The sequence below is a fragment of the Pseudocolwellia sp. G5-9 genome, assembly GCF_055808995.1.
Genome location: NZ_CM147893.1, coordinates 2556774 through 2569695 on the forward strand (window position 1 = coordinate 2556774; position 12922 = coordinate 2569695).

11 protein-coding genes are annotated in these 12922 nt (G+C 37.5%); 4 read left to right on the forward strand and 7 right to left on the reverse strand.

Going from position 1 to position 12922, the window contains the following annotated elements:
- Positions 1–13: 13 nt before the first annotated feature.
- The 6 genes from cyoE to AC0L5Q_RS10990 all read right to left on the reverse strand — a co-directional run bounded on the left by cyoE (position 14) and on the right by AC0L5Q_RS10990 (position 5693).
- Positions 14–904, reverse strand: coding sequence for a heme o synthase (gene cyoE / locus AC0L5Q_RS10965; protein WP_473607786.1), 891 nt, complete (start codon positions 902–904; stop codon positions 14–16).
- Positions 905–1040: 136 nt separating this feature from the next.
- Positions 1041–1385, reverse strand: a complete 345-nt coding sequence (gene cyoD / locus AC0L5Q_RS10970) for a cytochrome o ubiquinol oxidase subunit IV (RefSeq protein WP_473607790.1) — start codon at positions 1383–1385, stop codon at positions 1041–1043.
- Positions 1385–2023 carry a cytochrome o ubiquinol oxidase subunit III gene (gene cyoC, locus AC0L5Q_RS10975; RefSeq protein WP_473607793.1) on the reverse strand — a complete coding sequence of 213 codons (639 nt, stop codon included), beginning with the start codon at positions 2021–2023 and terminating at the stop codon, positions 1385–1387. The genes cyoD and cyoC overlap by 1 nt, the downstream gene beginning before the upstream one ends.
- Positions 2020–4008, reverse strand: coding sequence for a cytochrome o ubiquinol oxidase subunit I (gene cyoB, locus AC0L5Q_RS10980; RefSeq protein ID WP_473607797.1), 1989 nt, complete (start codon positions 4006–4008; stop codon positions 2020–2022). The genes cyoC and cyoB overlap by 4 nt, the downstream gene beginning before the upstream one ends.
- 2 nt (positions 4009–4010) lie before the next feature.
- Positions 4011–4985, reverse strand: a complete 975-nt coding sequence (gene cyoA / locus AC0L5Q_RS10985; RefSeq protein WP_473607800.1) for a ubiquinol oxidase subunit II — start codon at positions 4983–4985, stop codon at positions 4011–4013.
- Positions 4986–5279: 294 nt separating this feature from the next.
- Positions 5280–5693, reverse strand: coding sequence for a hypothetical protein (locus tag AC0L5Q_RS10990; protein WP_473607804.1), 414 nt, complete (start codon positions 5691–5693; stop codon positions 5280–5282).
- A 504-nt stretch (positions 5694–6197) separates the two neighbouring features.
- Here AC0L5Q_RS10990 and AC0L5Q_RS10995 point away from each other — a divergent pair.
- From AC0L5Q_RS10995 to AC0L5Q_RS11010, 4 genes are all read left to right on the forward strand, one after another.
- A complete protein-coding gene (locus AC0L5Q_RS10995) occupies positions 6198–8042 on the forward strand; it encodes a putative nucleotidyltransferase substrate binding domain-containing protein (protein ID WP_473607807.1) in 1845 nt (614 codons plus the stop codon).
- Positions 8043–8054: 12 nt separating this feature from the next.
- Complete coding sequence (locus AC0L5Q_RS11000; protein ID WP_473607809.1) at positions 8055–8744, forward strand: exonuclease domain-containing protein; 690 nt, start codon at positions 8055–8057, stop codon at positions 8742–8744.
- Positions 8745–8898: 154 nt separating this feature from the next.
- Positions 8899–10797, forward strand: coding sequence for an acetate--CoA ligase (gene acs / locus AC0L5Q_RS11005; protein WP_473607813.1), 1899 nt, complete (start codon positions 8899–8901; stop codon positions 10795–10797).
- A 144-nt stretch (positions 10798–10941) separates the two neighbouring features.
- Positions 10942–12006, forward strand: a complete 1065-nt coding sequence (locus tag AC0L5Q_RS11010; protein ID WP_473607816.1) for a DcaP family trimeric outer membrane transporter — start codon at positions 10942–10944, stop codon at positions 12004–12006.
- A 120-nt stretch (positions 12007–12126) separates the two neighbouring features.
- Here the strand turns inward: AC0L5Q_RS11010 and AC0L5Q_RS11015 are convergent, their stop codons facing one another.
- Positions 12127–12762 carry a hypothetical protein gene (locus AC0L5Q_RS11015; RefSeq protein ID WP_473607819.1) on the reverse strand — a complete coding sequence of 212 codons (636 nt, stop codon included), beginning with the start codon at positions 12760–12762 and terminating at the stop codon, positions 12127–12129.
- Positions 12763–12922 lie beyond the last annotated feature (160 nt).

Sequence of the window (12922 nt, forward strand, 5' to 3'; positions counted from 1 at the left end):
TGTGAATCTTAATTTATGAAAATGTGATTAGGGCAATATTCGGTACCATTATTTGATAATCCACCGCCATCGCAATACTCAAGGCTGTAATATTTACAATCGAAAAAGCAAACACTTGTCGTGCCCAGCCAATAATATCAATATCACGGCGATAACCGCGTAATGCCATTAATAACCACCAAAAACTCGTGGTACAAGCAACCGCCATAAATGCCATTCCTGTATAACCACCAATTGGCAGCAACATTACAACTAGCGCGTAAATAGCAATGTAAAGTACGATATGACGTTTGGCTTTATCAATTCCCTTTGCCACAGGTAACACGGGAATATTAGCTGCCTGATAATCTTTAAAACGAAAAATAGCAATCGCATAAGAGTGTGGCATTTGCCATAAACTAAACATAACTAATAATATTAAAGCTTCCATATCAAATTGCCCCGTTACCGCACAGTAACCAACAACAGGCGGCACAGCACCAGATAAACTACCAATAAGCGTACCGTAAATAGAATGTCGTTTCATGTATAGACTATAAACTCCAACATAAATAACATATCCAAATAGGGCAAAAAATACCGCAGCTGATGTGGTATAAGCCATCAGTAAACCAAAACCGATTATCCCCAACACAATCCCGTAACATAAAGCCGTCATCCCAGATATTTCGCCAGTTACTGTCCCCCTCTTACGAGTACGCGCCATTTTAATATCGATATCTCTATCAATCACATTATTAATGACGCAACCCGAGGCAATCACAAAGGATAAACCTAATAAAGTAGCCACCATTAGCCATGTGTCGATCTCACCACGAGAAGCCAGTAAAAATCCCCCCGTAACACTAATAAGGTTCCCCATAATTATGCCGGGTTTGGTTACACTCCAATAACAACGAAACATCTTTAACCTCTTATTTACCAATGTATTAACAAGCATCGACCTTGCAAATATATTTTTATCGCAAGGTATATACCCGTAACCAATCAAGAGGCTATTTCAGAGCACTTGAATGGTTATGAGTATATTATCCATTAAATTAATACATCATCATTGCGTTTGATTCGTATATGATCCAAACCGATAAGCCAACGACCATAACAATAATCAAGGCACTGAATAAAAATGAAAAGCTACTTGCTCTCCCATCTTCAGTTATAAAATTAAGATGTAAAAAGTATTTTAAATGCACTCCAATTTGAACAATAGCTAAAGTTACAATACTCCATAGCGTTGTCATCTTCGAAAAGTCGCCACTCATTACCATATAAAATGGAATAGCCGTTAAAATCACAGATAAAACAAACCCAATGAGGTAAGTTTTTACACTACCGTGTGATGCGCTATGGTGTGCTTCATCATGGTGTATTTCGTTATAGCTCATTACATTGCTCCCATTAAATAAACAACAGTAAATACACAAATCCACACAATATCTAAGAAGTGCCAAAATAGGCTTAAGCAACTTAAACGCGTTACTGTTGCTTTGCCTAAGCCACGTTTAGAAACTTCTATCATCATTATGGTCATCCAAATTAGACCTGCTGTTACATGTAAGCCATGTAAGCCAACTAATGAGAAAAAAGAGGTTAAAAAAGCGCTTTGTTGCGGGCCATTCCCATGTACAATTAGGTGATGAAACTCGTACACTTCCATACCAATAAACACCGCACCTAAACAAAAAGTAATCACTAACCACATTAAGGTTAACGCTTTCTTTTGCCCTTGAGCGGCAATCATGGCAAAACCAAAAGTAATACTACTCACCAGTAATGCGGCTGTTTCTACTGCCACAAAATCGAGTTCAAAAATATCTTTGCCCGAAACACCACCCGCAGTATTCATAAACAACACAGCATAAGTAGCAAAAAATGAAGCAAACAATAAACAATCCGTCATGAGGTATAACCAAAAACCAAAAACGGTGTCACCAGAGGTATCATGGTGTTCATCATGAGTGAGTGACTGTGATTCGCCACTTACTATATTTACAATCTTTAAATCTGCAGCAAGTGTACTCATGCTTTTACTCCTTCACGACCACTTAAGTTATAGGCTTTTTCTGTTTCAGCTATCTCTTCAGGTTGCACATAATAATCAACATCATTGCAGTAACAACGTTTAATAAAAATACCAATAGCACTCACAAAGCCAACAATAGCTAACCACCATATATTCCAAATCATCGCAAAACAAAAAGCTGTTAAAGCCGCACCCATGAATACTCCTGCAGATGTATTTTTAGGCATATGAATTGCGCTATAGCTTTCTTTAGATTGGTAGGCTTGCCCTTTTTCTTTCATCTCAGTCCACATATCAATATCATCAACATGTGGAATTTGTGCGAAGTTATAAGCCTGTGGCGGTGACGATGTTGCCCATTCAAGGGTATGACCATTCCAAGGATCACCTGTTTTATCATCAAGCGCTTCACGATCTCTAAAGCTCACGTACAATTGAATAACTTGGCAAATAATACCGAACATAATGATCACTGCACCACCTGCTGCAATGTATAACCAAATATTCCAATCAGGGTTATTGGTTTGATTTAAACGACGTGTCATGCCTAAGAAGCCCAATACGTAAAGCGGCATAAACGCAACAAAAAAGCCAATAATCCAGAACCAGAAAGAGGCTTTCCCCCAACGTTCATTAAGTTTAAAACCCATTGCTTTAGGGAACCAGAATGCGAAACCAGCCAAGTAGCCAAATACAGCACCACCAATTATGGTGTTATGGAAATGCGCGATTAAGAACAAACTATTATGTAAAACATAATCAGCACCAGGAATTGCTAACAGTACACCAGTCATACCGCCTACGGTGAAAGTCACCATAAAACCTAATGTCCATAATACTGGGGCTGAAATACGTAATCGACCTCGATAAATAGTAAATAGCCAGTTAAATAGTTTCACACCAGTGGGTACGGCTATCACCATAGTCATCACACCAAAAAAGGCATTCACATTAGCGCTCGAACCCATGGTAAAGAAATGATGTAACCAAACAATAAAACCTAAAATTGAAATAGCGCCACTTGCATAAATCATTGATTTATAACCAAACAAACGTTTACCAGTGAAAGTAGAAATAACTTCAGAAAAAATTCCAAAAGCAGGTAAAACTAAAATATATACCTCAGGATGGCCCCATGCCCAAAACAAGTTGATATACATCATGGCATTACCGCCACCATCATTAGTAAAGAAGTGAAAACCAAGATAACGATCCAGCGTTAACATCGCCAATACAGCAGTTAAAATAGGGAAGGACGCAGCGATTAAAATGTTGGCCCAAGTACATGTCCAAGTAAAAATAGGCATTTTCATCAAGGTCATACCTGGCGCTCGCATTTTAAATACAGTCACTAAAAAGTTAACTGCCGTTAATAACGTACCAAGTCCAGATATTTGTAAGGCCCAAATATAATAATCGACACCAACCCCAGGGCTAAAAGAAAGCTCCGAAAGTGGTGGATAAGCAACCCAACCTGTTTTAGCAAACTCACCAAAAACAAGTGATATATTAATTAAAATGGCGCCACTGGCTGTTAACCAAAAGCTTAAATTATTTAAAAATGGAAAAGCAACATCACGCGCGCCAATTTGTAATGGCAGAACAATGTTCATTAAACCAATCATAAATGGCATCGCCATAAAAATAATCATGATAACGCCATGAGCGGTAAAGATTTGATCATAATGCTCTGGTGGTAAGTAACCTGCGGCACCATTAGTAGCCAGCGCTAATTGCGAACGCATCATAATAGCATCACTAAAACCACGGAATAACATGATTAACGCAAGTAATATGTACATAACACCTAAACGTTTATGATCAACAGAGGTGATCCAATCGCGCCACAATACTCCCCATTTTTTATACTTGGTAATTAACCCGAAAATAATAAGTCCGATTAATATAATGCCCGTTATAGTCACCATAAGAATCGGCTCATGGAATGGAATGGAATCTAAAGATAATTTGCCTAAAAATGACATTGTTATTCCTCGCCTTGAGTAAGAGATGATGTTGAATGTGCAGGCATTGCCATTGAATCCATTGATTGATGAGATATAGCTTTATGAGATTTAGATTCATGTGAAGTTAGCGCTTTAGGCATACCTTTCATCCCCGACATATCCTCCATATATTTCATCATAACGGTATGAAATAACCCTTCATCGACATCGCCATAATAAGTTACAGGATTATTTTTACTGGCTTTAGCTAGTTCGTAATAATTCTCTTTCGTTAATTTGTTGCCATGCGCTTTAATATTACTGACCCATTTATCGAAGTCTGCCTGAGTAGGTGTTGCAATAGCATCGAACTTCATTCCAGAGAAACCAGCACCACTATAATTTGCCGAAAACCCCTCAAAAGTACCGGCTTCATTAGCAATCAAATGCAACTTGGTTTGCATTCCAGCCATGGAATAAATTTGACTACCTAATTGCGGAATGAAAAACGAGTTCATTGTGCTTTCAGAGGTGATTTTATATTCCACAGGCACATTCGCTGGAAAAACCAATTCATTCACCGTTGCAATACCTTGCTCAGGATAAATAAATAACCACTTCCAGTTTAATGACACCACCTCAACAGTCAGATGCTTACCTTTACCTTCAATAGGTTTATAAGGATCCAAGCTATGCGTAGATTGCCAGGTAATCACACCTAAAATAACAACAATTACAATAGGAACAGCCCAAACAACAGCTTCAATTTTGCTGGAGTGAGCCCATTTTGGAGCATAAATTTCATGAGTTTGTGTGTCTCTGTATTTCCATGCGAAATATACAGTCATCACAATAACGGGGATCACGACAAGTAACATAAGCACAGTTGCTATGATGATTAAGTTTTTTTCATCAATGCCTATTTGTCCTTTTGGATCGAGTATTCCACCTTTACAGCCAGACAATGTCAGTACTGTACTAGCGATAGCAATATTACAAAAGTTTCGAATTAACAATGGACTATCCTATTAATACCCATTCACATAACAAGCAATCAGAACAGCTCATTACAATGAGCAATTCTTAATCTTTAATTAAGTAAATTGATATAACCTAAATTTAAAAATGTGTTGTTTTTAAATTTAAAAAAAAACAACAAGTTATAAAAAATTTTCAAATAAATCCCATCATTAACTACAAAGGTTAATGATTAAAAAAATAGAAAATTTAATTAGGTTGAGTAAATCGCAATAACACGAATATCAAAGTAAAGATATGCAGAAACTAAACAGCTAAGTGTCAGTTTGCGATTAACCCTTTATTTGAGGAGGGGCACGAGATCCATGAGGACTAAAAAAAATAAAAGATTGTAAGATTTCGCAGAAAGCAAAAACCGTTTTACGTAATACAATCCCAGCACGACGTGCGGGGAAAAATAAAAAGACTAACCAGCATAAACCAATGAGTAATTGGCTCGGCATTAATGAACTACCAAAAAAACTGACTATATTAACGAGAAGCGACTCAGATAAAGCCTCATCATTTAATAAGTGAGTTAATTCGTTAATATTTTCAAAAAAAATATTAAAAAACATCAAAGTAGAAATAAGCAAAATTGAAAAGGCAGATATTAATTTATCTTCAACAACAATTGAACGCATACTAAAACGTAATCCACTGCTCGTAGATTCCGATTTTCCTTGCAGATAATGTTGTAAACTCAAACGAGAAAACCTTAATGATTAGATAACCAGCCAAATATAATTCGTTCTATCGCATTCGTTAATGATTTTACACAATAAAGAACAATAAAAACGATGATAATGCAGTAAGCATAAAATTTGCTGCGATATTATAGCAAAGTCATTTTCAACAACAAGTAAAATAACCACCTTCAATACAAATAAATAAACGCCAAATTGGCGATAATATTGATGAAAATTGCTTTATCCAAAATACTAGGGTCTGTTGATCTTTCTACATCGTTATAGTGATTTTATGTGGAACGACCACACATCCATCACTATGTCTCGTATAAAAATAAAATCAAACAGACTGCTGCAAATCATATCTTAAAGGTCAACAGACCCTAATAAGAGCTTTGTACTATACAAACAAAGCTTTTTTCAATTGGAGTATTACACTTTAGTCTAAAGCGGGTGGATTATTGTTGACTACGTAGAGCTACTGCCCTAAAACATAGGTAACGTTATCTAGGATAGTATAATATGAGCAACGAACTCGCCGATATTTGCGGATTTATTAAAGCGATACCGCCCTTTGACTTACTACCTGACACTCAGTTAGAGATGGTCGTAAAAGAAATAGATATTTGTTATTTACGCAAGCAAGAAGACATAACACCCGATACGTTAGACACTGAAACCTTATTCGTTATAAGAAAAGGCGCTTTAAGTTATTACTCAGCCAGCAATGAACTACTCGGTATGTTTAGCGAAAGTGATATTTGTACGCTTTACTGCCATTCTCAAACCAGTATAAATATAAGACTATGCAGTAAAGAAGATACGTTATTGTATGCATTGTCATATCCTGTATTACAAGAAATGTTGCATGCGTTTCCTGATGTTATTGCTTTTTTTGAGCAAAGTGCCGAACAGCGTTTACACAAAAAAATGAGCCGAGTTAATGAAGACGCTATTATTTCTTCATCATTAACAAATACCCCTATAACACACTTTTATCACACGCCAGTGGCTAGTATTTCTCATAAAAGTACCATTCAACAAGCCGCAATTAAAATGACAGATCTCGGCTACTCTTGCTTGATCGTTTTAGATAACGACAATTTTATTGGCATAGTGACCGATAAAGATATTCGTCGGCGCTGTGTTGCTCAAGGGCTACCTTTTAGCCAACCTATTACCGATATTATTACCCAAAACCCAATCACTATTGATATAAATAGCAATGCCTACGACGCGTTAATGGTTATGACAAGTAAACATATCCATCACTTACCCGTAACCAATAAAGGCCAACTTGAAGGCATGGTAACCGTGACCGACTTAATGAATTACGAAGGCCAAAACGCCGTTAACTTAACCAGTATTATTCATAAAGCGACTACCGTAAGTGAACTGGCTAAAATAAGTAAAATGCTACCTAAACTACAAATACGTATGGCTAAACTAGGTACAACATCCGATCATGTGGGTAAAAGTATTAGTGCTATTACCATGGCTTTTACTATTCGTTTAATTGAAATGGCTGAAAAACTATTAGGTCCTCCTCCTGTTCCTTATGCATGGTTAGCGGCAGGTTCGCAAGCACGCCAAGAACAATTTGCTCATTCAGATCAAGACAATGCTTTGATCATTTCAGACAACATGAAGCACGAAGACGAATTCTGGTTTTTTGACTTAGCCACTTTTGTTTCTGATGGCTTAGCCGCCTGTGGCTTTATTTATTGCCCTGGCGATATAATGGCTACCAACCCAAAATGGCGGCAACCTCAAAAAATATGGCATCGTTATTTCGACAAATGGGTAAACACACCAAGTTCAGAAGCCTTATTAAACGCCAGCGTTTTTTTTGATTTAACCACAGTGTATGGCGATGCGTCGTTATTAGAAAGCGTGCGTAATAGCATGTTAGAACAAACCAAACGCAGCACCCTATTTATCGCTCATTTATCAAAAAATGCCTTAAGATTAAAACCACCTCTAGGTTTTTTTAGAGACTTTGTTTTAAAACATGACGGAGAAAATAAATCGGTACTTGATCTTAAACATAACGGCATAGCGCCTATTGTTGACCTTGCTAGAATTTATGCGTTAGCAGAAGGCGTTAGTGCAACAAACACCATAGAACGATTAAAAAAAGTAGCCGGTTCACGGTCATTAACAAAAGAATCTGCGGCAAACCTAATTGATGCTTACGAATTTATTTCTATGCTACGTATGCAAAACCAATCAACACGAATGCAAAATAACAAAAAACCTAATAACTTATTGCCACCCAAAGCGTTATCTAAATTAGAAAGAGAGCATCTTAAAGACGCATTTAAAGTCATAAAAACCATGCAAGACGTTAGACAAACGTCATATTAGGGGCTTGAGTTAATGATTTTCAACAACATATTTGGCTATGAAGCAAAAAGAAAACGCCTATTAAAACGCACGCCTGCAGGACCTTTGCATGATTTTTTATCTGTCCCCTTTCCTGATGAAAAACAATTATTTGTAGACACCCCTATTTTATCCGTCGACTTTGAAACAACCGGTTTACATACTAAAAAAGATAAATTATTAAGTGTTGGTTTTGTCGATTTATTTGCTAATAAAATTCCACTAAAAAGTAGTTATCATCAAATAGTTCGCAGCAAAGGTCGATTAAAATCAGACAATGTCACTATTCATCAAATTACCGATAGCCAAAAGGATCAAGGTGAGCCACTTAGAGTGGTTGTTGAAACATTATTAAAAGCACTTACAGGTAAAGTCATGTTGGTACACTTTGCCAGAATTGAACGTGAATTTTTACAACAAGCTTGCATAAACCTTTATGGCATCGCCCCCGTGTTTCCAATGATAGACACCTTAATGGTGGCAAAAAAACGATTAGATAACCGAGACGTTGCTTACGATCCTTCCACCTTACGTTTATCGGCATTACGATATCAATATCAACTACCTGAACACTATGCACATAATGCCTTAAACGATGCTATAGCCACTGCTGAACTACTTATGGCACAAGTTAATGCTATGGCAAGCCCCAATAAAGTAACACTGTCTGACCTATTACTTTAAACCCCCTAATTGATTTGCTATTAGACTAAAGTCATAGCCCCTTTTATGAAATTGTAGACTTAGGTCTAATATTCAATTGCCAAAGAAATGTTTAGTTTATTGGGTAATTTCAAACTATTCATTAGCTAAAATTTTAGCGGTAAAGGGGCAACTCATGAACGAGTTAAATAAATCTGACATTTTTTATCCAAGTGAAGAAGTTATCGCTCAAGCAAACGTAAGCGATTACGAAGCTATGTATAACTATTCAATTAACGATCGTGAAGGCTTTTGGGCTGAACAAGCAGAAACCCTAGACTGGTATAAAAAATGGGACAGCGTATTAGACGACAGCAACGCGCCTTTTTATAAATGGTTTGATGGCGGAGAAATAAACATTGTACATAACGCTGTAGACCGCCATCTTGAAAATGCTAACCGCAACAAAATGGCCATTATCTGGGAAGGCGAAAACGGCCAAGTACGTAACTATTCATACAATGGTTTAAACCGCGAAGTTTGTCAGTTTGCCAATGTATTAAAAAGTATGGGTGTAGAAAAAGGCGACATCGTCACTATCTATATGCCACAAATTCCAGAGCTTATTTTTGCTATGCTTGCTTGTGCCAAAATTGGCGCTATCCATTCAGTAGTTTATGGAGGATTTAGTACCGATGCTCTGGCATCTCGTATTGACGATGCTCATTCTCGCGTATTAATTACGGCTGATGGAGGCTGGCGCCGAGGTAAACAAATCAATCTTAAAAGCATTGCTAACGATGCAATGGAACGTACCCCATCAATTGAAGTATGTATTTGTGTAAAAAATAACAAACTTGATGTAGAAATGGAGCCTTCTCGCGATTTTTGGTTGCACGACTTACAAGCCTTACCTATCGCTAGCCCTAAATGTGAAACAGAAAAAACCTCAGCTGAAGATCCACTCTTTATCCTGTACACATCAGGCACAACAGGTAAACCTAAAGGTATGCAACACACTCATGGTGGTTACGCTGTTTATACCTCTACTACCCATCGCATGGCCTTTGATATAAAACCTCAAGATCGTTGGTGGTGTGCTGCAGATCCAGGTTGGATCACAGGTCATAGTTACATTGTGTATGGTCCATTAATTAATGGCGCAACCATCATGTTATACGAAGGAGCACCAAACTATCCTTACCCGAATCGTTGGTGGCAAATTGTTGAAAAATACGGCATCAATATTTTATATACATCACCAACAGCCATCCGTGGTTTGATGCGCTTTGGTGAGCGCTGGCCACAAAAACACGATCTATCAAGCTTACGTTTATTAGGTAGTGTGGGCGAACCCATTAACCCTGAAGCATGGCGCTGGTATCACCATGTTATTGGTCAAGACAAATGTCCTATTATTGATACTTGGTGGCAAACCGAAACAGGTGGTTTCATGATTTGTCCACTACCTATTACCCCTCTTAAACCGGGCTCTGCAACCAAACCTTTCTTTGGTAACGAAATATCAGTAATGGACGACGACGGTAATGAAGTTGCACCTAATGAAGAAGGTAAACTTATTATAAAAAACCCGTGGCCAGGTATGGCACGAACCATATTTAAAGATGATCAACGATATGCAGATTTGTACTGGACCCAAAAAGAAAATGGCGAATGGCATTACCTTGCGGGTGACAGCGCAAAAATAGATGAAGACGGCTATATCTGGGTTATTGGTCGAATGGACGAAGTACTCAAAGTCAGTGGCTACCGTTTAGGCACGTCTGAAATTGAAAGTGCTTTAGTGAGTCATCCAAAAGTTACCGAAGCAGCAGCCATTGGCCTACCGCACGAGCTAAAAGGTAACGCTATTCATACCTACGTAATTTTGCAAGAAGGTGTAATCGGTGATCAAGCCCTTGAACAAGAACTACGCGACCATGTTGGCACCGAAATGGGGAAAATCGCCATGCCTGAATGTGTCAAATTTATCGATTCTTTACCTAAAACACGCTCAGGTAAAATTATGCGTAGAGTTTTAAAAGCTCGTGCATTAGGACAAGACGAAGGTGATTTAAGTACCTTAGAAGAATAATTAATTAAACTGAGCACACCATGTGGAGCACTAGCTCCACATAAAACATAAACAGCAATACCTTTAAAATACAAAACATTACACATTATATAAATTAGCCAAAAGATACTAAGCATCGTCTTTAACGCTAAATAAGGGGATAAAATGTTCAACGTAAATAAAGTATTAATCATGAGTGGTTTATTAGCTATAACCAGCAGTGCAAATGCAAGTTATGAAATAAAAACAGGCGAAAATAGTAAGCTTATTTTTGGCGGTTATATCAAAGTAGATACGCGATATACTGATGGTAATATTCAAGCTACTGATTACTGGTATGGCGGTGGTACCGTATTGGCAGAAGATAGTTCTAATTTTGGTATTTCAGCAAACGAAACCCGTATTAATACGAAATATGTACACGGCGATGTTACCGGCTTTATTGAAATGGACTTTTACGGCAACGGTGTATCAGGTGGTGGTAATGAAATTATTTCTAACTCATCAAAACCACGCTTACGCCACGCGTTCATAAAATACAAAAACATTTTAGTTGGCCAATACTGGACAACATTTCAAAACACCAGCTCTTTAGCTGAAGCTGCTGACTTTGCTGGCCCTTTAGTTGCTTCTGCATTTATTCGCCAAGGACAAATTCGTTACACCATGGGTGGATTACAAGTTGCAATTGAAAACCCAGAAACCTACGGCGGTAATAACATTACCCAAGGTGGCACAGCAAATGATGGCACACCTGACGTTATCGCTAAATACACCTTCTCAGGTGACTGGGGTAATGTATCGGTGTCTGGTGTTGCTCGCCAGCTAGAATCAGCTACAGGTAATACCGAATCAGCATTAGGCTACGGGGTTGCGGGTCGTATAAACACCTATGGTAAAGACGATTTCCGCTTTCAACTTCATGGCGGTAATGTAGGTCGTTATGTAGGTGTAACCGCATCAACAGACATGGTGGGAGAAGAAGTAGAAGATACGACCTCGATTATGGTTGCTTATCGTCATTTCTGGACAGAAGACACACGTAGCTCAGTTTTTTATGGTAACACCACTACAGACGAGTCTGACCGTGATAGAACTCATTGGGGAGTTAATGTATTTAAAGACTACACCAAAGAGCTTTCTTTTGGCTTAGAGGTAGGTAATTTTGAAATGGAAGAACTAGATGCCGACTCAAATTACTTCCAGTTTTCAGCCAAATATACGTTGTAGTTAACGTTGTAATTAACAAATTAAGATAAAAAGTAAATTTATCTGCTCGTTTACTTAGCCAACCTCTTGATAGAGTTGTTTTTGGGAAGCTAACGCTTCCCTTTTTTTATTCTTTAATTTTTAATAAGTTGAACCGACTGAAATACCGAAAACCGTATCAATAGAATCACCACTAAGATACGTTTTAGCGTGAAATCCAATATTTACAATATCTGTATCTTTTACTAAACCTACTTTTAAAAATACACCGCCATCAACATCAATATCTTCAGAATAGCAGTCATCACAAAACCCAATTGAGCGTTCAGAATACACCATAAAATCAGCACCAAGTTGTCCATAAATAGCGACATCACTTGCTTCACCAAAAAAATGAATACGTCCTATCGCCGCACCTAATAAAACGCCGCTAGCATCTGAGGTTTCATTTGATTTATCGCCTCTATTTCCAAATCCTTTACCGACAACTTCTTGGCTAAATTCCCAATTATCATCATAGGCAAGGTAGCTTGCCGACAGAGTTGTTATCCAATTACTTTTAATATAATCAACATCAACACTAAATCCTAACGCTGAATCTTCAATGCCGTAAAACCTTACATTATTATCAAAATTTGTTTGATTAACTGAAATGCTCCATTCCCATTGGTTATCTACTACATAGATATTTTCTGCCTCGGTTACAATTTCTGTTTCTTCAAAAGCATGTAGTTGAAAAGATAAAACGAGTGATAAAGCAGCAATGATTTTTTTCATGAAAAGTCCTTTTATATTAAATATTAAGAAGCCTAGAGATATTTTCACAACAATATAAATTAAATGCCCTTTATTAGCAAAACAACAAGCTACTTTTTGGCATAAATAGTGCTTTAGTCAATACATAAAATAAACCGTCAAACATTTGAATTCTTGGAGA

Bases quoted from the DNA above. Each gene is read 5' to 3' on its own strand.
- AC0L5Q_RS10995 (WP_473607807.1), top strand. From the start codon at position 6,198: ATGAGCAACGAACTCGCCGATATTTGCGGATTTATTAAAGCGATACCG.
- cyoB (WP_473607797.1), bottom strand. From the start codon at position 4,008: ATGTCATTTTTAGGCAAATTATCTTTAGATTCCATTCCATTCCATGAG.
- cyoE (WP_473607786.1), bottom strand. From the start codon at position 904: ATGTTTCGTTGTTATTGGAGTGTAACCAAACCCGGCATAATTATGGGG.
- cyoD (WP_473607790.1), bottom strand. From the start codon at position 1,385: ATGAGCTATAACGAAATACACCATGATGAAGCACACCATAGCGCATCA.
- acs (WP_473607813.1), top strand. From the start codon at position 8,899: ATGAACGAGTTAAATAAATCTGACATTTTTTATCCAAGTGAAGAAGTT.
- AC0L5Q_RS11015 (WP_473607819.1), bottom strand. From the start codon at position 12,762: ATGAAAAAAATCATTGCTGCTTTATCACTCGTTTTATCTTTTCAACTA.
- AC0L5Q_RS11000 (WP_473607809.1), top strand. From the start codon at position 8,055: ATGATTTTCAACAACATATTTGGCTATGAAGCAAAAAGAAAACGCCTA.
- cyoC (WP_473607793.1), bottom strand. From the start codon at position 2,023: ATGAGTACACTTGCTGCAGATTTAAAGATTGTAAATATAGTAAGTGGC.
- AC0L5Q_RS11010 (WP_473607816.1), top strand. From the start codon at position 10,942: ATGTTCAACGTAAATAAAGTATTAATCATGAGTGGTTTATTAGCTATA.